Origin of the sequence: Nocardia sp. CA-119907 (assembly GCF_050955995.1) — a bacterium.
Taxonomy (GTDB): Bacteria; Actinomycetota; Actinomycetes; order Mycobacteriales; family Mycobacteriaceae; genus Nocardia.
The window spans coordinates 3278115-3297673 of sequence record NZ_CP192091.1 but is presented as its reverse complement, the minus strand read 5'-3'; the positions used below and the strand labels follow the sequence as shown (position 1 = coordinate 3297673).

Sequence of the window (19559 nt, the reverse complement as noted above, 5' to 3'; positions counted from 1 at the left end):
GAGGAATCGATGACCGCGTCCGCACCGACCGCCAATGCCGTCTCCAGCCGGGATGCGATGATGTTGGCGATCGACAGTTGGGGCTCAGACCCGGGACGCGACCTTCGGTTCGTCGACGATCCGGTCCGCGACGGCCGCGCGCCGGACCGGAATGGTCAGTGCGACCGCCGCGCCGAGCAGGGCTACGCCGCAACCGATCAGCAGGCCGACGCGGAACCCGTTCTCGGTCGGAATGGCGTGGGTGCCCATGGTGACGGTCATTTGCGCCAGCACCGCACCGATCATGGCCGCCGCCACCGAGGTACCGACCGAGCGCATGAGCGTATTGAAGCTATTGGCCGCCGCGGTCTCCGAGACCGGCACCGCGCCCATGATCAGGGCCGGCATGGCGCCGTAGGCGAATCCGACGCCGGTGCTGATCACCAGGGTCACCACCAGCAGACCCCACGGGGAACCCATGAGCGCCATCGAGATTCCGTAGCCGAGCGCGATGATGAGGCCGCCCGTGACCAAGGTGACCTTGGGGCCGCGCGCCGCCGACAACTTCGCGCCGAGGGGTGAGATCACCATCATCGTCAGACCGGACGGGGCCATCCACAGCCCCATCGCCATCATCGACTGGCCCAGACCATAGCCGGTGGCCTCGGGCAGTTGGAGCAACTGGGGCACGAGCAAAGCCTGCGCGTACATGGCCATCGCGATGACGATCGATGCGGCATTGGTCAACAGCACCTGTGGCCGCGCGGTCACGCGCAGATCGACCAGTGGATCCGAGTTGCGCAACTCCCACCAGCCCCAGATCGCGAGCACCACGACCGCGGCGGCGAAGAGTCCGAGGATGCTGCCGCTGGTCCAGCCCCACGCCGCACCCTTCGATACCGCGAGCAGCAGGCAGACCAATCCGGTGCCGAGCCCGATCGCGCCCAATGCGTCGAAGCGTCCCGGGGCGGCGGCGGACGGGGTATCCGGAATCAGCACGAAGATCAAGGCACCGACGACCGCGGCCAACACGGCCGTACCCCAGAACAGCACATGCCAATTGCTGTACTGGATAACGGCGGCCGATACCGGCAGACCGAGCGCCGCGCCGATCCCCAGCGACGAACTGATCAGGGCGATGGCCGCACCGAGCCGCTCCGGCGGCAGTAGGTCCCGCAGCGCGCTGATACCGAGCGGCACGATGCCGACGCCCATGCCCTGCAGACCGCGGCCGATGATCATCGGCGCGAGCGAGGTCGCGGTCGCGCACACCGCCGAACCGACGACCAGCGGCACTGTCGACGCCAGCAGAATGCGCCGCTTGCCGTACATATCGCCGAGCCGCCCGGCCACCGGTGTGGTCACCGCGCCGACGAGCAGGGTCACGGTGACCACCCAGGTGGCATTGGACGCCGTGGTGCCCAGCAGCTGCGGCAGCTGTCCGAGCAGTGGTACCACCAGCGTCTGCGTCAGCGACGCGACGATGCCGGCGGTCGCCAACACCGCCAGGATGCCGCCCGGGCGGGCGGAGTCGGGCTCGACCACGCGAATCTCCCTCGATCTCGATCTGATTTGCACTATACAATCAATATGTATGATGCATGCTGATTGCATAGTACAAGGAGTACGAGTGATGCACATCTCCAGCGCAATTCCGGCCCGCACCTCCCGCAGCGCGGCGGATGAACGGAAGGAAGGCATGGATAAGCCCGTACACCTGGTCGAATTCGAAACCATGCTGCTGAGCAGGTATCAGCTCAGCTCACGCCGCCGCGCGCACGGAATGCTCGAACGCAGCTCCTACCTGCTCCTGAGCCGGTTGGCGATCGACGGCCCACTGTCCATCCGGCAGCTCAGCGACGCCCTGCATCTCGACGCATCCACCCTGAGCCGCCAGATCGGCACACTGCTGCGCGACGGACTGGTCGAACGCATTCCCGACCCCGAGGGCGGTATGGCGCGCAAGTTCCGCACCAGCGCGGAGGGCGAGCAACGGCTGGAGGCCGAACGCGCGGCCACCGTCAGCGGCCTCGAATGCGTCATGCACGACTGGACGCCCCAGGACGTGGCCGCCTTCGCCGATTACCTCCGGCGTTTCAACGGCAGCATCGAGCAGCTCGATGGCCGCCCATGGCCGCGACCGACCACCAGCGGCCGACTTCCTCATCGATGACGAGACGATCAAGCTGATGGTCGCAGGACCCGAGAGGCCGGAATTCGGATCCACTTACAGGGCTCGGCGCCCAGATTCGCGCAGTTGTCCCACTGAGTGGACACAACCACTGACGTGACCATGAATTCCTGGTACCACGGCAATGACCGACCACACACTCGCTGATCAAGGCCAGCTGCCCATGAAGCCCTTCCGCACCGCAATCGGATATCTGCGCAGCGACGTATCCGGCACCCGCCAGGCCTGGGATGAGATCCAGATCCGCAGTCTGGCGCGACGCCTCGGTTACACCCTTGCCAAGACCGTGACCTGCAACGGCAGAATGGATGACCCGATAGCCCGGCTCATCAACACGGTCCGCACAACGGCCGCCGATGCGGTCATCACACCCGATGTCACCCACCTCGGCGGTACCATCCCCGCAGCACTCGACCGAGCCGCCGCCGTGATCACGATTGCCGCGAAACCCGCATAAACCAACCTCAGCGGTCGCCGATCTCCAAGACGGCGCGAACCAGCTGGCCGCCGGGCGCGGCCCGGAGATCATGGCCGACGCCGCCGTCGAAATCGTTGCCCGCCCCGCAGATCAGCTCCCGGCACCTGTTCGATCGACGCGAACATGCTGACCACCTACTTCGGAGTCGACGACCTGTCCCACTACTGCGATGGCAACCATCCCACCCCGGAGCCGCTCCTGGACTGAGCGAAAGTCATTGCTGGACATGGCCATTGATGCCAGGGAGGGAATGCCATGGAGGTGGACTTCAGGTCTGGCGGAAGAACGGGGTACCGATGCAGGTGAACCCAGCTGTTACCGGGTAGGGCGAGCCTCCCCGTCGATCAACGCTCGGAGGGTGCGGATCGGGGCCATGCGCGGCCCTCCAGTCGCTCGATATCGGCATTGAAGCGGCGGAGGTAGGCCGCGAAGCCGGCGACTTCCTCGGGGGTCCAGTCGGCGAGTACGACACCGAGGCCCTCGATATTGGCGGTGCGTTCCAGTTCGAGTCGGTGCTGACCCTCGTTGGTAATGCGGAACTTTCGGGCCATGCCGCCCTCGGGGTCGGGGATGCGTTCGACGAGTCCGTCGCTGAGCATGGCGTTCGTCTGGCGGTGCACGGTGGACGAGTCGAGGCCGAAGGCGTCGCTGAGTTGGCCGACCGACATCGGGCCCTCGACCGCGATGCGGCTCAGCAGCACATAGGAGCTGTACCGGTCGATGTGGGCGCCCTCGCGCCTGCGGGAGGTGCCCGGGTTCATCCGCCGTCCGAGCAACATGGTCTCTAGCTCGATTTCATCGATTGGCTTATCCATCCCGACCCTTCCCGCCGATGCGCAGCAGCCCGCGACCGGACCCGTGGTGCAGATATAGCACAGCGACGCCTGCCCCTCTTGACGCCCACTGCGGTTTCCCGCAGACTACGAGCCCTACCGGACATTACTGTCCGGTAGCCGAATCCGCACCGCACTGCCGGGACATCCGATGTCCGCGGCCACCCGCAATTCCCGCGGGTAACGACTACCGACGAAGGTTTGGAATGGCATCAATCACGCGCCGATCACTGTTGACCGGGGCTGCCGCGGCCGGAGTGCTGCTGGCGTGCTCGCGAACCACCGCTCCCACAACCGGAATCGCGGCACGGGTCAACAGCGTCCCGCTCACCCGTGAGGAACACCGGGTAGTCGTCATCGGATCCGGATTCGGCGGCGGCGTGACCGCCCTGCGCCTGGCCCAGGCCGGAGTTCCGGTGCTGCTGCTCGAACGCGGTATGCGCTGGCCGACGGGTCCGAACTCGGAAACCTTTCCCCGGGCATCGGCGCTGGACAAGCGCGTGCTCTGGTATCGGTCGAGTCCCCAATTGTTCGGTCGGCCACTGGTTTTCGAGCCGTATACCGGATTGGTCGAGGCGGTTCCCGGGGAGAATATGACCGCGCTGTGCGCCGCGGGCCTGGGTGGCGGATCCCTGATCTACCAGGGCATGTCGCTGCAGCCCACAGAAGCGGTATTCAATGCGAATCTTCCGCAGGAACTCGACTGGGCCACCATGGATCGCGTGCACTACCCGCGCGTCGCGGGCATGCTCGGCATTGCGGTCGCGCCCGACGACTTGGTCTCCAGTCCGAACTACACCGCCTCGCGGATTTTCGCCGAACATGTGCGCGAGGCCGGGCTCCCGCTGTCGAAGATCCCGATGCCGATCGACTGGAACTACGCGCTGGCCGAACTGCGCGGTGAGATGAAGCCGTCGTACACCAATGGTGACGGGGCCATGGGCGTGAACAACGGCGGCAAGAATTCGGTCGACGTCACCTATATCGCCGCGGCGGAAGCGACCGGTCGGGTCACGGTCCAGACGCTGCACCAGGTCACCGATGTCGAACGCGCCCCCGACGGACGCTGGGTGGTACACGTCGAGCGACTCGACACGACCGGAGCCGTACGGGAGAACAAGATCATCACGACCAATGCCCTGGTCATGGCGGCGGGCAGCCTCAACACCACCCGGCTGCTGGTGCGCGCCGCCGCCAAGGGGCAAATCCCGGATATGCCCGACGCCCTCGGTCTGGGCTGGGGCACCAATGCCGACCGGATCTACGTGTGGCTGAATCCGACCGAGCGTTTCGGCGAGGAACAGGGCGGTCCCGTGGTCTATGGCAGTAAGAACTGGGACGATCCGCGGGCCGCGTTCACGGTGATCCAGGCGGCCATGCCGCCGCTGGCGATGGATGCCGCGAGCACCATGATGGTCGGGTACGGGGTGAGCGAGGGACGCGGCGGGTTCGTCTACGACTCGGCCAACGACGATGCGATCCTGCACTGGCCGTGGGACGGTGACTCCCATATCCAGGACAACCACATCGGTCCCGCCGCGCACCAGATCGCCGGACCCGCCAGCACTCTCATCGATACCAACGCGCTGTTCCCGTCCACCTGGCATCCGCTGGGCGGTGCGAGCATGGGCACCGTCTGCGATCTCGAGGGCCGGGTGCACGGCCAGCGCGGGCTGTATGTGCTCGACGGCGCGTTGATGCCCGGCAATACCGCGGCCTGCAATCCGTCGATGACCATCGCCGCAGTCGCCGAACGCGCGCTCGACAAGATCGCCGCGCAGGATATCGGCACGCTCATCTGACCGTCCCGCCCGTCGATGGCCGCCGCCTCGACGGTGGCGGCCCCGGATCTCAACTGGCACCGGTGCCCGACACCGACGAACCACAACCAGCGTCCGGTGCCGTCATGGCAGGGTCGCACCAGCAGAGATTCAGCTGAATCGGATGATCGAAAGTGTCCCGACGACAACGCAGTACAACGCGAACGGCAGCAGTTTGTGGGTTCGGAAATACCGTTCCAGGAACCGCACCGCCAGCCACGACGACACTCCGGACGCAATGGCGCCGACGAGCACCGGTCCCCGGATACCGATGGTCTGCGGCCCGAACAGTTCCGGTATTTCCAGCAACCCCGCACCCAGGATCGCCGGAGTGGCCAGCAAGAAGGCGAATTTCGCCGCATGCTCATGTTCGAGTCCACGCCACAAACCGCCGACCATCGTCAGACCCGCTCGACTGAATCCGGTCAGCAGCGCTCCGACTTGGGCGAAACCGATGCCAACGGCATCACCGTAGCTGAGTGCGGCCAGTGGTCGATCGGATTGGCGGCGCGTTTCCGCTTCGGCGGTCAGCACGCCGCCGTGCTGGCTCCGTAGCGCGAACCGACGCCCGTATTCCGCCAGTGTCGGTTCATTGCGGCGGCGCAATCCCTCACCGACGAACAGTACGACGCCGTTCAGCGTCAGAAAGATGCTGGCGTAGATCGGCGCCGCGAACAACGCGTGCAGCGGATGGTCCAGCAACGGTCCGAGAACACCGACCGGGACGGTGGCGATCACGATCAGCCACGCCAGCCGCTGCGGAATGGTGTCGAGCCGCCTGGTCCGCAAGGTCGTGATGAAGCCGGCCACAATGGCACACCAATCGCGCCAGTAATAGCCGAGCAGCGCCAGCGCCGTCGCCACATGCAATGCGACGACGAATGCCAGATACGGTGTGTGCGTTGCGGACTCGCCACCCTGGCTGGCCAATTTCATCCAATCACCGCCGAGCCACGCGACAAGGAGCACCGTGTGCCCGAGGCTCGAGATGGGAAACAGTTCGGTGATCCCCTGCACCGCACCGATGACCGTCGCTTGAAAGTAAGTGAGCATCGTCACGAGTGTCGCACGGCACACATCAGCAACCCCGCAGCGCCCCCGGCCCGAACCCCCTCTGCCCGAGTAGCTTTCGCCTCATGTAGGCAAGTCCCCCGCCGGCCACACCCGGTACCGCGGCACCGCTGCGGGCGGAGCCGAAACTCCTCTCCCGCAACCATGCTTCCAGCCAGAATGTCGGTTCCGTTGCAATCCGCGGACGTGTATCGCTCTGATGACCGGTGTGCGCGGTTCGTCGACCAGGAACTCGGCCGCCGATCCGGTATGGCGACAACGGGGCTACCCTGACCGAGCGACCGTCAGCGAAACCCGGACAGCGACAATGGCCTACGGAGTCGCGTGGTCGGCATCGGCCGACGTCTCAGTTCGGCACGTCCCGGGACCGATGGCGTTGCGGCAGTAATGGTTCAGCCCTGCGATGCCGGAAGCAGCCCGCCCATACGCCGAGGCCGTAGGCGAGATCCGCGGCGATGCGCGGGCACGGGTTCCGGCCGCGCGCGAGCTCCGCGGCCGCCGTCGAGAGCACGGCCGCCGCCAGCACCGCGCGGCCGCGACGGCTCAGCAATGCCAACGGCCACCACACCCGACGCAACGCATCGGCGACCTGCCGAATGAGCGCGAATTGTCCGGCAGCCGCGACGGTGAATGCCGGCCGCACCGGTATGCCGTGCCCGTGCAGGCGGTGCGCCGACCGTCCGGCCTCCAGGATTCCTGACGCCGCGGCCACCGCGGGATGTCCGGTGAGCACCAGCGCGCATTGTGCGGCGAATACTTTCGGCAGATGGGCGCAACCGAGCCGCCCGGGATGCCGGGCCGCGAGCGGCGCCGCCGAGGTGCCGTAGTCGTATTGCTGGCGCAGCCATGCGCGCACGGTGCTGCGCGGCGCGTGGCGGACAATCGAAAAGGGCTGATAGCGCATGGTTTTTCCGGTGGCAAGCAGTCGCCACACCAGGTCGACATCCTCGCCGAAGCGCAAGTCTTCGTCGAATCCGCCAATGGCCTCCAGGTCCGAGCGGCGGACCACCAGCGCGGCGGTGGGCACATACCGGACCCGGCCGTCGTGGCGCACGGTGGCCGGTTCCGGTCCCATATCCAGGCTCGAACGGTCCATCTCGTATCGCCCGAGCGGTCCATCGGGCAATGACCGGACCCGGGGCGCGACGGCGGCCACCGACGGGTCGTCGAACAGCGGGAGCACACTGTCCAACCAGCCTCGATCGGGGATGGTGTCCGAGTCGAGAAAGGCGATCAATGCGGTACCGGCAAGCCGCCAACCGGCATTCCGCGCTGCCGCCGGTCCACGCGAGTCACGGTGGCGGACAGTCGCTTCCGGCAGCGGTACCGACGATCCGTCATCGACGACGACGCGATGCGCCAGATCCGCACTCGCGGCGAACAATCGCTCGAGGCCGACCGCATTGTTCTTCACCGGCACGACCAGGGTCACATCATCGCGGGTAAGAGCTCCCCCGTCCGGTACGGGGTGCATGATCCCGGCGTCCAGCAATCGGCGGGCCAGCGCCTGCTCGTGCGGCCGCGCCCCGACCGGCTCACCCGCCGACCACGCATCGATACACTCGACCCCTGCCGGACCGAGGCGAAGCAGCCGAAGCGGTGCACCGCCCAAGAGGATCCGCCCGCCCTGAAACCGACGCACCCGCGTATCCAAGCGCAGCCGGACCGTCACGACATCGAACTCGATCAGTGCAGGCCCGCCACGGGACTGGTATCGCAGGCGCGGTCCGGGATGCGGGCGACGGACGGCAACCCGAGCGTCACCGGTCGCCTGCCGGTGCGGGAATGATCCTTATCCGGCTGCGGCGGTGCGCCCGCCGCGGCGAGCGCCAGTTCGGCATTGCCGCGCACACATTCGGGGTCCGGGCCGTCCAGCGGCAGTCCGGTGAAGAACTTCGCGGCCATGCAGCCGCCCTTGCACGCGTCGTACGCAGAGCACGATACGCACGCGCCGCCGGTCTGCGGCTTGCGCAGCTCGGTGAACAATTCCGAAGTGCGCCACACGGTTTGGAATCCACCCGGATCGCGGACATTGCCCGCGAGGAATTCGTCGTGGATGGCGAACGGGCAGGCGTAGACATCACCGACGGGGTCGATCAGGCAGACCACCCGGCCCGCGCCGCACAGATTCAACCCGGGCAGCGGTGTCGAGCCGAGGGCGTTGAGATGGAAGAAGGAGTCGCCGGTCAGCACCTTTTCACCATTGGCAACCAGCCAGTCGTAGATCCGCAGTTGCTGGTCCGTGGTGGGGTGCAGGTCGTTCCAGACATCCGCGCCCCGCCCGGACGGACGCAGCCGGGTAATGCGCAGCTGGGCGCCGAATTCATCTGCGATGGCCTTGAATTCGTCGAGTTGGGCCACATTGTGGCGGGTCATGACCACCGAGATCTTGAAGTTCTCGAAGCCCGCGTCGGCGAGGTTTCGCATGGCCCGGTGGGCCATGGCGAACGAGCCGGGACCGCGGACCGCGTCATTGACCTCGGCGGTGGCGCCGTCGATGGAGATCTGGACGTCCACGTAATCGGTGGCCGCGAGCCGTCGCGCGCGCTCGGGGGTGATCCGAATTCCATTGGTGGAGAACTTGACTCCGACCTGGTGGTCGATCGCGTAGTCGAGCAGTTCCCAGAAGTCCGGCCGGATGGTCGGCTCACCGCCGCCGATATTGACGTAGAACACCTGCATGCGCTGCAGCTCATCGATGACCGCCCGGCATTCGGCGGTACTGAGCTCGCGTGGATCACGCCGCCCCGACGAGGACAGACAGTGCTCACATGCCAGATTGCAGGCGTAGGTCAGCTCCCAGGTCAGACAGATCGGCGCGTCCAGGCCGTGTTCGAAGTGCTCTACCAGTTTCATGATCGTTCCTGTCCGCAGTCGACCGCACGGAGCCGGATGGTGCCCGCCTCGGACAATCCGGCAAGCGCACGCAGATAGCGGTCGTGTTCCGCGGCCGGGACCCCGGCCATCGCGAGCGCGGCGGTCACGTCGGGCTGATGCGCCAGCTCCCGCACGACCGATACCAGCAAGGGGGACTTGAGGAAGGAGAGTCGGCGCGTCCCGAAGTCGTACAGCAGGGCACCGAACCGTTCGGGCCGCAACGACACCGATGCCGCCAGTGCGTACGGGCGGGCCGGGTCGAAGGGCATGGTCTCAGTAGACACCGCACATGCCGTCGATCGAGACATCCTCCACCAGGAGGTCCGTTTCGACGGCGGTGTCGTCGTCGGTGCGGGTAGCGGTCGGCTCGGTTTCCACTCGGCGCATGACATGCTCCTATCGAAAGGCGGATCTGTGATCAGGAGCATAATGTCACCGAGTGTCGAAATGGAAGGGCAATGATCGCTCAGCGGGCGGCCGAGCAGCGCAACCGGCGCGGAAGACGCCCCTCGACCAGCGCGATCGAGTTGGAACATGCCGCTTTCGAACTCTTCGAGCGCAATGGATTCGATGCGACCACGGTCGAGGACATCGCCGGCGCGGTCGGCATTACCAAGCGCACGTTCTTCCGCTACTTCGAATCCAAGAACGATGTCGTCTGGGGTGACTTCAGCGAACAGTTGCGGGTGATGCGCGATCGGTTCGCCGGCTGTCCCGCCGACCAGCCGATCATGGACGCGGTTCGCACCGTCGTGGTGGATTTCAACCGCTTCGACGCCGCGGAACTGCCCCGGCACCGACAGCGCATGCGCCTGATCCTCACGGTCCCGGCCCTGCAGGCGCATTCGACACTGCGGTACCGCGAGTGGCGCGACGTCGTCGCCGAATTCGCCGCCGCCCGGCTCGGGGTATCGCCACAGGATCTCATGCCGCAGGCCCTCGGCTATTCGGCGCTCGGCGTCGCCATCGCCGCCTACGACACTTGGCTGGCCATCCCCGACACCGATCTCCCCGCCACGCTGGATCGCGCATTGCGCGGTCTCGCCAGCGGATTTACGGACGCCGAATAAGATTCGGCGACATACCGGCCTGCGCACAGAGCTGATCCACGATTTCGGGCTAATCCGCGAGGAAGCGCCGCCAGATCGCATGATCTGTCCGAGGCCCGCCGGCTGTGTCCGCCCCGTACCGGGCGATCTCGGCCGGCAGATCGAGTGGCCGGGTCGGCGCGGTCATCTCCTCCAGCGCCGGCCCGACCGCCGCATCCGGCACCAGCCAGCACACCTCGAATTCGATGCCGTCGGGATCCGACCCGTACACCGCCTTCGTGCACCCGTGATCGGAGGCTCCGGTCAGCGCCGCGGCATCGCGCAGCACATCCCTGACCCGCCCCAGTTCGCGCAGCGTATCCACCTCCCAAGCCAGGTGGTAGAGCCCGACCCGGCCGGTGCGGTGCGCGACGGCCGGATCCGAGGACTGGAACAGCCCCAGGTCATGGTCATTGGCCGAGCCCGCGGCCTGCAGGAACACACCGCCGGGGAACCCGCCGATCCGCCGGAACCCGAGGACCTCACCGTAGAAGGCGGCCGAGCGCTCCACATCGGAGACGTACAGGACGGCATGGTTCAGTCGCTGAATAGGCATGGGGGCGGCTCCTTTTCGACGCGGTCACTGTGATGAGCCGACCATGATCGCGCACCCGCCACAAGAGACCCGCCCACTGGGCGGTCGATATCGCGATTCCGGAGTTCGCCAGGCATAAACTGAGAAGCCAGCGCGGTAGCACCGCGGACCAACGACACCGAGCAGCACATGGCCGAGGGCGATCCCATGGCAACACAGACCAACCGGCCGCCGGATATCGACAAGGAACTGGCCGGCACGGGTCTCGACGATCCGCAACTGGTCGGCCGTGGCGGATTCGGTGTGGTCTATCGCTGTCGGCAACAGGCATTACACCGCGACGTCGCGGTCAAAATCCTCACCTCGGGCGAGTTCGAGACGGAGAGTTCCGAACGATTCCTGCGCGAGCAGCAGGCGATGGGCGCGCTGTCCGGGCATCCCAATATCGTGCACATCCTCGAGGTCGGCACCACCCGCAGCGGGCGTCCCTATCTGGTGATGCCGTATCACGCCCGTGGTTCGCTGGAGGACCGTATCCGGACTGCGGGGCACTTACCGCTTGCGGAGGCATTGCGAATCGCGATCAAACTGGCGGGCGCCCTCGAGACGGCACATCGGGCCGGGATCCTGCACCGCGATATCAAGCCGGGCAATGTCCTGCTGACCGACTACGACGAGCCCCAACTCACCGATTTCGGCATCGCGCGCGTCACGGGCGGCTTCGAAACCACGACCGGCGTGGTCACCGGCTCCCCCGCATTCACCGCTCCGGAGGTCCTGCAATCGGGCGACTCGTCGGTGGCTTCGGACGTCTACGGACTCGGCGCGACCCTGTTCTGCATGATCACCGGCCACGCCGCCTACGAACGCCGCTCGGGCGAGCAGGTGGTCGCGCAATTCCTGCGCATTGCCGCCGAACCGCTGCCGAATCTGCGCCCGGAGGGCATCCCGGAGGACGTATGCACCGCCATCGAGGCCAGCATGTCGCACAACCCGGCGGACCGCCCGCAGTCCGCCGCGGAATTCGGTGAGTCATTGCGGGCGATCCAGCGCGCCAACGGCGTGCCCGTTCAGGACATGACGCTGCCGAGTGTCAGCCCCATCGACACCGCGGCCACCGGCACCCCGTCGGACGCCACCGCCGCGGCGTCGATCGCGCCCGACCGGATATCGTCCGGACGGCCGACACCGGCCAGCCCGGAAACCAAATTCCGTCCGACCATGTCCGGGCGCCGAATGGTCCAGCGAGACAGGCTGATCGACGCGATGCGAGCCGACCATCGGCGGCGTCTGATCGTCATCCACGCGCCCGCGGGATTCGGCAAGAGCACCTTGGCCGCACAGTGGGCCAAATTCCTGCATGAGGACCAGCAGGTGGCGGTCGCCTGGTTGAACGCCGCCGACGACGACAACAATGTCGTATGGTTCCTCGCCCACCTGATCGAGGCGATCCACCGGGTGCGGCCGGAACTGGCACCCGCACTGGGCCGAATACTCGAGGAAGAGGGCGAGCAGTCCGCCCGCTATGTGCTCACCACACTGATCAACGACATCCACGAACAGCGCCAACGAGTGGCCGTGGTGATCGACGACTGGGATCGGGTCACCGATCCCGACGCGGTGGCGGCCCTGCGTTTCCTGCTGGAGAACGGCTGCCATCACCTGCAGATCATCGTCACCAGCAGGTCATTGGAGGGAATACCGGTCGCCACCATGCGAGTTCGCCATGAACTCATCGAAATAGATTCCACCGCAATGCGTTTCGATGAGTCCGAGGTGGGCTCGCTACTGGTCGGACTCGGTGGCTTCGCCCTGGACGACGATGAGGTCGCCGCATTGCGCACCGGCACCGAAGGATGGATCGCGGCACTGCAACTCGCCTCACTGTCGCTGCGCGAACACCGCGATCCCACCACGCTCATCGACCACCTATCGGGGCGACATCAAGCCATCGCCGAATATCTGGCGGAGAACGTACTCGACACGGTGGATCCCGAATTGTTCGATGCCCTGCTGGAAACCGCACTGCCCGAACGGATCTCCGGTGACCTCGCCGCGGCGCTGACCGGACAGCAGCACGGGCAGGCGCTGCTGGAAAGTATCGAACGGCGAAATCTGTTCCTACACCGTATCGACGAGGACGGTGAATGGTTCCACTACGACCAACTGTTCGTCGAATTCCTGCGCCAGCGACTCGCACGTGACCGCCCCGAGCGGGTTGCCGACCTGCACCGCACCGCTGCCGCCTGGTTCGCCGAGCACGGCATGCTCAGTGAGGCAGTCGATCACGCGCTGGCCTCCGGCGACGACGACTACGCGGTGGACCTCCTCGAAGCCCGAGCCATGGATCTCGTCGAACATGCCCAGCTGTCGACATTGCAAGGGCTGGTCGCCAAACTTCCGCCTCGGCTCACCTCGACCCGGGCTCGACTTCAGGTCGCCCTCGCCTGGACCTACGCGATACTGCGTCGTCCGACCGAACTGCATACCGCGCTGCGCCTGGCCCGGACGGCATTGGACGCGGCACCGGATCCGACACTCACCGCCGAAGCGGACCTGATCGGCTGTTCCGAACGCGCACTGGCCGATCAGGTCGAGGGTATCGACGCCGTGGTGACCGACTGTCTGAAGCGAACCGACACACTGTCACCGTGGGCGCTGTCCGCGGCGGCGGCTTTCGCGGCGTTTCTGGCGACCGACCGCTTCGATTTCGACCGAGCGCGGGCGTGGCACCACTGGGCCGCGCCCTACCACCAGCAGGCCGGCGCAACGTTCAGCCTGGTCTACAGCCACTGCCTGATCGGCCTCGCCGAGCGCGAATTACTCGATATCGCCGCCGCGGAGCACAGCTTCCGCACCGCCCTCCAGATTGCCGTCGACGCCTCCGGCACCCGGTCCTACGCGGCGCGACTGGCGAGTTCGCTGCTCGGTGAGCTGCTCTACGAACGCGATGAGCTCGACGCCGCCGAGCAGCTGCTCGATCAGGCCGTCGAACTCGGAATCGGCGGCGGCCCAGTGGACTTCATGGTGGCGAGCTACGCGACCGGCGCCCGCATCAAGGCGGTGCGCGGCGATCTCGAGGGCGCGGCGCAGCGGCTGGCGGACGGCGCGAGAACCGCGAAGGCCTTGTCCCTGCCGCGACTGGCCGCGCGCATCACCAATGAACAGGTCCGGCTCGGCCTCGCGACCGCGTCGACGGCCGCCATGGTGCAGCCGACCAGCGACAGCGCCATCGCGATCATCACCGCCGAACTGGGCGAGAACTCCGCGATCCGGACACTGCTGCGGACCGAAGACCCCGCACTGATCACCACCGCCTGCGTCCGGGCTCGCGCGCTGCGCGATTCCATCGACCCCGCCCGCCGACCGCGAGCCGCTCTCGACGCCGAACTCCTGCTCGCGTCCTGCCTCGCGGCAGCCGGACAGACCGACCAAGCCCGAGATGCCCTCATGCCGGTACTGGCCACCTGCGCCGACACCGTCCTGATCCGGCCACTGCGCGACGAAGGCCCGTGGCTGCGATCCCTGCTCCGCGGACTCGAACACGATCTGCGCGAAGGCAATTGGCGCGACGAATGGCCGCAGATCCCGCAGGCCTTCTTGACCATGGTTCTCGACGACTGAGGGCTCGCGTGGATCAGCGGCGGGCACCGGTGAGTTCGGTCGGATCGCAGCGACTCGCAAGTCGGTGTTGCTTTCGACGTTGCCACACCTTTGGTCGCGACGTGTAGGACAGAAGCTCCTACCGCAGATGGCGTATGGCAAGCTGTGCCGACCCCGAGTGACGTAGGGCTGGAACAGACAAGTGGGCAGCGGCCTGTTCGCGGTCGCCCTACACTCGACGCACATGCATGCTCTCGACGGAGGTGATCGGCGGTTGAACTCCAGGGATCCGCGCGACCAGCACACTGCACGTTACGAAACCGGTTATCAGCCAGGGAACTACCGCGACCCCGCGTATAGCCAGGATCACGGATACAGCCAGGATCACGGATACAGCCAGGATCACGGATACGGCCAAGACCGGGGATACCACCAAGACCAGGAATACCACCAAGACCGGGGATACCGCCACGACCAGGGATACAGCACGTATCAGCAGTCCGGTTATCCCGACCGGCAGTCTCGACCGCAGCAGGGGCCGGACGTCAACATCGGTACGTTCGCTGGTGGTGTGTTCGCGGCGGCGGTGGTGACCGCGCTCGCGGCCTGGCTGTGCGCCTGGATCATCGAGATCATCGCCAACCGGGTGACAGAAAGCGGCAAGTTCGGGGTGTGGAACCCGATGGCCCAGGACGCGTACTGGTTCGCGGTCGTGGCCTTCATCTGCGCGTCGCTGGCCGGTGTGCTCTGGTATCTGCTGCGCCTGGGCACTCCGTCACCGGAATTGTTCTTCAGCTGGATCGTGGGAATCCTTACCGCCGCGGCAGTGATCATTCCACTGGCACTGTCGAGCCACCTCTGGGTGGGTATCTCCACCGCGGTCGAACATTTGGTGATCGGCCTCCCGATTCTCAGCATGGTGCGCATGGTGGGCGCGAAGAGCGTCGTAAACCGGTGACGAACGGACGACTCGTCCAACAAGTGCGATGGAAGTACCCCGAGGTGCCCGGCGTCACCAGTTGACTATCGCGAATGACGGTGGATCGGGGCCGATCAGGTCTGGCGCACACGGCATCTGGTGTGCAACGCGCTTGCCGCCTGCCTTGTTCGCTGAGTTCGGCGGAATTCATCTGGCCGGCGAGCAGGCCGGCGGCATGCGCCGTGCTTGTCGGTGCCGCCGCGAGTTCCAGGTTGTCGGCGGCGGTGAGTTCGCCGCGCGAGCGGCTGGAGGAATCGAGATCGTCGAATTCCAAAGCGTGGAATCCCTGTGTGGCGCAAACGCTGACCGTCGCCGATGACACTGCCGAGCTGGGTCCGCTTCGCCGCTGTCGAGGTGTCGACAATCAGCTCGTCGGGCCCGTCCTCGTCGATCACCGGACGGCTGTCACCTCCGATGAGGATGAGGTCATGTCGCTGACACAGCTATAGCTCACGCTCGCCGGGTTGCGTCTGGAAACCGTCGACAGGTGCCGTCGCCGGCTTCAGTACGGGATGGGCTTGTTCTCCTTGGCCCAGACCTGCTCGATATCGCTACCGATCGGCGGCGGGAAGAGCCCGGAGATCATCCAAGTGTCGCGCGGGACCTCGTTGATATTGAATTCGAGGTACAGGCCGCGGTCGTGCGTGTAGGGAGCCATGAGGGTGTCGAGGCCGCGGATCATGCGTTTTCGCATTTCAGGGTCGTCGAGTTGACGGGCGAGGTGGTCGATGGTGATGCGCACCGAGGCGGCGGTGGGTTTGCCGCCGACATAGAAGGAGTCGGTGGGCAGTTCGTGGAAGAGGACTACGGCGTAGAACTCCGGGAGGCCGACGCGGGTGTAGTAGGCAGTGATGTCCTGGGCGAAGTTCTGCTTGTCCACGGCGGTGTAGGTGGTCGCAGGGTGGTAAATCTGCCAGAGCGGCATGGTGAATTCCTTTGGGCGAACCGGTGTCTCAGCGACGGAAGGGAAGGACGAGGTTTTCGACGGGACCGGACAGGGTGGCCTTCACCTGCCGGGTGAACTCATCGACGAGGACTTCGTTCGCACCCTGTTCCAGGCCATCGACGAGTGCCGCGGCGACCGTGGCAGGGCTGAGTTTCACGGTATCGATGGCCTTGACCATGTCGGTCTCGGCGAAGCCGAGGTGGACACCGACGACCTGGGTGCCCTGCGCGGCCAGTTCGATGCGCAGGGAGTTGGTCAGAGACCACAGGGCGGCCTTCGACGCACCGTAGGCCGCGGCCCCGGAACTCCAGGACAGCACTGAGTGGATATCGACCAGTGCGCCACCACCATTGGCGGCGAGGATGGGAGCGAAAGCCTGGGCGATGCGTAGCGGTCCGAAGACGTTGGTCTCGAATGTTTCGACGACATCGGCCATTTCGGCCTGCAGTAGCGGCGCCGGGCGCAGTACACCCGCGTTGTTGATGACGATGTTCACATCAGTGGCCCGATCCGAGACGGCCGCAACCGAATCCGGGTCGGTAACCTCCAATTCGAGCGGGACGATGCGGGAGTCATCGGCCGCGCCGGGCTTGCGGGCGGTGACGTAGACCTTGGCCGCGCCGCGCGCCAGCAATTCCTCGGTGAACGCGCGGCCGAGGCCCCGCTGCCCGCCGGTCACCAGGGCGATAGCGCCTTCGATTCTTGTCATGTCTGCCTTCCTTTATTCGTTCACGGCCTAGCTGACTATATATAACTATAGCCAACACTTCGATGCGGCGACAGGAGGGTGGCACGGCATGTGCATTCGCCGCCCGTCAGCGCACGATCGCTCGGCGGAAGACTTCGCCCGCCGCACCGCGGCGGCCTGGATCACCGCGGCCGCCCGATGAACCAGATCGGTGATCTCGGCGACTTCCGCGCCCTGGACCCGTTCTTCCGGATCATCGAGGAAGGCGTAGTCGGCCACGTTCGGCAGCTCTGCCCAAGGCGCCGGATCCGGACCGCCGCAGGCCGAACCCTGAGGGCATCGGCCGAGGAGTTCCTGAACACGATCCGCTCGGCGAACACCCGCCGCCTACAGCATCGCCGTCAAGACCGTTGACCAGGTCGATGGCCGGGGCTTCGACGGACTGTTCGCACTGAGCCGCCCACTGACGTCGGTGTCCGACACCGAGATCGGCGCCGCGCTGGAAATCCTGTGGGGCACAGCCGCGGTCAACACCCGGAATGCCCGCCGCACCCTGCGGCGCAAGATGCTTCACCGATGTCTGCACTTCGTCGGTGGCCACACCGCGCAGGGCGGCGGTCACCAGCGTTCTGGCCCCGCATGACTGAGCATGTCGACCGTGCGGCACGGCGACGACGCACTCGAAGATGGTCGCCGCCAGACGATTCCATCGCAGCAGCGACCGGCACACGGTAGAAGTACTTACCCAAAGCGTTCGGGCTCAGTAGCTCTGCCCATGCGGCGGTATCCGCCACAGACCAGATGATGGCGGTAGCACCGCGGTGTCGGCGGTTGGGTCGACCCGCAGGACGCGGATGAACCCATCCAAGGTGAACCCGGCGGCAAGGATCTCTGCGAGCAACCGCGCAGCGGCGTTCCTCGAATCCATGCGCTACATAGTGACCCCAGCATGCCCACCGCAATCAGGAAATCACGCGAACAACAACAAAATTCCACCACATCGGTGGCGGTGGGTAACGATTCGGCAATCCCGGCACAGACGGCACGAATGCGCCCCACCTCCAGGGAAGCTGAAGGGCTGAAAACACTGCAGAAACGAAGAAACCGCCTCCGACCTGGAACTCGCCGGTGGCCTCGAGTCGCGCGGCGAAATCCTCCATGTACTACACCTCCGGCGTCCAGCGGTCCATCGGGACGTCGTTGACCGGTGCCGGCGGGCCTCGGTAGTGCTGGAGCAGCAGGTATTTCGCCATGACGTTCTTCTCGGTTCGTTACGGCTGAGTCTGGCCGCGGTGATCGGTTCAGGCGCGCTGACGCTCGGCCCGCTGTTGAATCAGCTCCTCGACCGCGGTGGGCAGGGTGGTTTCGAAGTCGATGAGTTTGACCCAGGTCGGGGTGATGACTATCCGGACCATGCCGTCGTAGAGCGAGCGGACCTCGGCCTCCCACTCGACGCGCTGCTCGGGGGTCATTTCGTAGCTGCCGTTCATCTGCAGGTACTCCTCCGGGATGCCGTCCACCACGTCCAGCTCCGCGCGACCGCGGATGAGCAGGATCTTCGGCGGGTGCACCTCGGTGTCGATCGTCAGCGCGACCTCAGGGTTGTGCCGCAGGAAGGGCAGCTTCGGGGCGTTCTTCGTGGTGCAGACGACGATCTCCGAGCCGTTCCAGGTGAATGCGATCGGGACGTTGCGGGGTGTGCCGTCCTTGGCGACGTAGGCCATGCGGAGCAGGTCGCGGGCCAGGAGCTCCTGGCTGATTGGGAGGTTCAGGATCTCGGTGATCTCGTTCGGTTGCATGAAGGTCGCTCCTTCGTCGGTGTCGTCGAGGCCGTTTTGGCTGCTCGTACCCCTGGGACGGAGCCGCCCGAACGTTCTCGACATCCACGGCGCAGGAATTTCAGGATTCTTTATGGACCCGGGCCCTGGACTCCTTGATCGCCATCGCCAAGGATTGGCCCGATCCGGTGGAGGGGCGGGCCGATATAGAGGCCGCGACCCAGATTCAGCTCGCCCGGGTTCGCGTAACCAACGGCATCACGAGCGCCGAGTCCGGTAGCAAGAAGGCCGAACGCAATGTGCGCCAAGGCTTCCGGTGGGTGTCCTCGGCACTCTTCTCGTGTTGTGGGTCTTCTCGGTCTTGATTCGATGCTCGACCTCGCCGACCACGAGCGGATCTGGGCCTGGCATCAAACCCTGTCCGACCCCCATCACGGCGAGGCGGCCAAAGCGCTGCGGCGCGGCCGCATCGGTGTCCTGCACGCGCCGCCTGCACCCGAAGTCGAGCGGCGTCCTCTGATCGACTACGACACCCACCCTCGGCATCGACCTCGACGGCGGGGTGGCCAGATGCCCGGCCCCAGAACCACCGCGAAAACATCCACTGCCACAAGGGATTCACTACCATCAGCATGGACACATCAGGCGGATGATCGCTGATGGCAGCCTGCCTACCGATTCTGGGGCCAGATC

At 65.9% G+C, this 19559-nt stretch carries 22 protein-coding genes and 2 pseudogenes; 9 read left to right on the top strand and 15 right to left on the bottom strand.

Translation table 11 applies throughout. The features are described from left to right. Positions 1-84 precede the first annotated feature (84 nt). Positions 85-1593: an MFS transporter gene (locus tag ACQP2D_RS14590; RefSeq protein ID WP_433684232.1), complete on the bottom strand. Its 1509-nt coding sequence runs from the start codon at positions 1591-1593 to the stop codon at positions 85-87. A 19-nt stretch (positions 1594-1612) separates the two neighbouring features. Here ACQP2D_RS14590 and ACQP2D_RS14585 point away from each other — a divergent pair, with 19 nt between their 5' ends. After that, positions 1613-2152, top strand: coding sequence for a MarR family winged helix-turn-helix transcriptional regulator (locus ACQP2D_RS14585; RefSeq protein ID WP_433684231.1), 540 nt, complete (start codon positions 1613-1615; stop codon positions 2150-2152). Positions 2153-2294: 142 nt separating this feature from the next. Further along, positions 2295-2627, top strand: coding sequence for a hypothetical protein (locus tag ACQP2D_RS14580; protein ID WP_433684230.1), 333 nt, complete (start codon positions 2295-2297; stop codon positions 2625-2627). Positions 2628-2992: 365 nt separating this feature from the next. On the opposite strand, the gene ACQP2D_RS14575 is transcribed toward ACQP2D_RS14580, so the two are convergent. Next, positions 2993-3463: a MarR family winged helix-turn-helix transcriptional regulator gene (locus ACQP2D_RS14575; protein WP_433684229.1), complete on the bottom strand. Its 471-nt coding sequence runs from the start codon at positions 3461-3463 to the stop codon at positions 2993-2995. A gap of 224 nt (positions 3464-3687) precedes the next feature. On the opposite strand from ACQP2D_RS14575, the gene ACQP2D_RS14570 reads away from it, so the two are divergent. Beyond that, positions 3688-5283, top strand: coding sequence for a GMC oxidoreductase (locus tag ACQP2D_RS14570; RefSeq protein WP_433684228.1), 1596 nt, complete (start codon positions 3688-3690; stop codon positions 5281-5283). A 129-nt stretch (positions 5284-5412) separates the two neighbouring features. Here the strand turns inward: ACQP2D_RS14570 and ACQP2D_RS14565 are convergent, their stop codons facing one another. From ACQP2D_RS14565 to mftA, 5 genes are all read right to left on the bottom strand, one after another. Beyond that, positions 5413-6360, bottom strand: a complete 948-nt coding sequence (locus ACQP2D_RS14565) for an undecaprenyl-diphosphate phosphatase (protein ID WP_433684227.1) — start codon at positions 6358-6360, stop codon at positions 5413-5415. Positions 6361-6718: 358 nt separating this feature from the next. After that, positions 6719-8044: a mycofactocin biosynthesis glycosyltransferase MftF gene (gene mftF, locus ACQP2D_RS14560; RefSeq protein ID WP_433684226.1), complete on the bottom strand. Its 1326-nt coding sequence runs from the start codon at positions 8042-8044 to the stop codon at positions 6719-6721. A gap of 14 nt (positions 8045-8058) precedes the next feature. Then, on the bottom strand, positions 8059-9228 hold the full coding sequence (gene mftC, locus ACQP2D_RS14555; protein ID WP_433684225.1) for a mycofactocin radical SAM maturase: 1170 nt from the start codon (positions 9226-9228) through the stop codon (positions 8059-8061). Next, positions 9225-9518, bottom strand: coding sequence for a mycofactocin biosynthesis chaperone MftB (gene mftB / locus ACQP2D_RS14550; protein ID WP_433684224.1), 294 nt, complete (start codon positions 9516-9518; stop codon positions 9225-9227). Before mftB ends, mftC begins: the two co-directional genes overlap by 4 nt. Before the next feature lie 4 nt (positions 9519-9522). Further along, positions 9523-9636 (bottom strand): mycofactocin precursor MftA, encoded by a 114-nt coding sequence (gene mftA, locus ACQP2D_RS14545; protein ID WP_433684223.1) that lies wholly within the window; start codon positions 9634-9636, stop codon positions 9523-9525. A gap of 71 nt (positions 9637-9707) precedes the next feature. Between mftA and mftR the strand changes: the two genes are divergently transcribed. Then, positions 9708-10319: a mycofactocin system transcriptional regulator gene (gene mftR / locus ACQP2D_RS14540; RefSeq protein ID WP_433684222.1), complete on the top strand. Its 612-nt coding sequence runs from the start codon at positions 9708-9710 to the stop codon at positions 10317-10319. Between the two features lie 49 nt (positions 10320-10368). Here mftR and ACQP2D_RS14535 read toward each other — a convergent pair whose 3' ends face one another. After that, a complete protein-coding gene (locus tag ACQP2D_RS14535) occupies positions 10369-10893 on the bottom strand; it encodes a VOC family protein (RefSeq protein WP_433684221.1) in 525 nt (174 codons plus the stop codon). 186 nt (positions 10894-11079) lie between these two features. Between ACQP2D_RS14535 and ACQP2D_RS14530 the strand changes: the two genes are divergently transcribed. Next, a complete protein-coding gene (locus tag ACQP2D_RS14530) occupies positions 11080-14496 on the top strand; it encodes a protein kinase domain-containing protein (protein ID WP_433684220.1) in 3417 nt (1138 codons plus the stop codon). Between the two features lie 223 nt (positions 14497-14719). After that, positions 14720-15433, top strand: coding sequence for a hypothetical protein (locus ACQP2D_RS14525; RefSeq protein WP_433684219.1), 714 nt, complete (start codon positions 14720-14722; stop codon positions 15431-15433). Here ACQP2D_RS14525 and ACQP2D_RS14520 read toward each other — a convergent pair. From ACQP2D_RS14520 to ACQP2D_RS14510, 3 genes are all read right to left on the bottom strand, one after another. After that, complete coding sequence (locus ACQP2D_RS14520; RefSeq protein ID WP_433684218.1) at positions 15387-15776, bottom strand: endo alpha-1,4 polygalactosaminidase; 390 nt, start codon at positions 15774-15776, stop codon at positions 15387-15389. The two genes, ACQP2D_RS14525 and ACQP2D_RS14520, sit on opposite strands and share 47 nt — an antisense overlap. A gap of 180 nt (positions 15777-15956) precedes the next feature. Further along, positions 15957-16379 (bottom strand): tautomerase family protein, encoded by a 423-nt coding sequence (locus tag ACQP2D_RS14515; RefSeq protein ID WP_433684217.1) that lies wholly within the window; start codon positions 16377-16379, stop codon positions 15957-15959. Between the two features lie 28 nt (positions 16380-16407). Further along, positions 16408-17109: an SDR family oxidoreductase gene (locus ACQP2D_RS14510; RefSeq protein WP_433684216.1), complete on the bottom strand. Its 702-nt coding sequence runs from the start codon at positions 17107-17109 to the stop codon at positions 16408-16410. Positions 17110-17286: 177 nt separating this feature from the next. On the opposite strand from ACQP2D_RS14510, the gene ACQP2D_RS14505 reads away from it, so the two are divergent. Both ACQP2D_RS14505 and ACQP2D_RS14500 read left to right on the top strand, forming a co-directional pair. Further along, the gene (locus tag ACQP2D_RS14505) at positions 17287-17502 is read left to right on the top strand and encodes a hypothetical protein (protein ID WP_433684215.1); all 216 of its coding nucleotides are present in this window, start codon (positions 17287-17289) and stop codon (positions 17500-17502) included. Between the two features lie 58 nt (positions 17503-17560). Continuing rightward, positions 17561-17731, top strand: a complete 171-nt coding sequence (locus ACQP2D_RS14500) for a hypothetical protein (RefSeq protein ID WP_433684214.1) — start codon at positions 17561-17563, stop codon at positions 17729-17731. Between the two features lie 117 nt (positions 17732-17848). On the opposite strand, the gene ACQP2D_RS14495 is transcribed toward ACQP2D_RS14500, so the two are convergent. From ACQP2D_RS14495 to ACQP2D_RS14480, 4 genes and pseudogenes are all read right to left on the bottom strand, one after another. After that, the gene (locus ACQP2D_RS14495) at positions 17849-18016 is read right to left on the bottom strand and encodes a hypothetical protein (RefSeq protein ID WP_433684213.1); all 168 of its coding nucleotides are present in this window, start codon (positions 18014-18016) and stop codon (positions 17849-17851) included. 34 nt (positions 18017-18050) lie between these two features. Further along, positions 18051-18248 (bottom strand): hypothetical protein, encoded by a 198-nt coding sequence (locus ACQP2D_RS14490; protein WP_433684212.1) that lies wholly within the window; start codon positions 18246-18248, stop codon positions 18051-18053. 6 nt (positions 18249-18254) lie between these two features. Beyond that, positions 18255-18341, bottom strand: a pseudogene (locus tag ACQP2D_RS14485) (YciI family protein); the annotation flags it as partial. A gap of 48 nt (positions 18342-18389) precedes the next feature. Further along, on the bottom strand, positions 18390-18887 hold the full coding sequence (locus tag ACQP2D_RS14480) for a pyridoxamine 5'-phosphate oxidase family protein (protein WP_433684211.1): 498 nt from the start codon (positions 18885-18887) through the stop codon (positions 18390-18392). A 357-nt stretch (positions 18888-19244) separates the two neighbouring features. Between ACQP2D_RS14480 and ACQP2D_RS14475 the strand changes: the two are divergent. Beyond that, positions 19245-19425, top strand: a pseudogene (locus ACQP2D_RS14475) (IS21 family transposase); the annotation flags it as partial. Between the last annotated feature and the right edge of the window lie 134 nt (positions 19426-19559).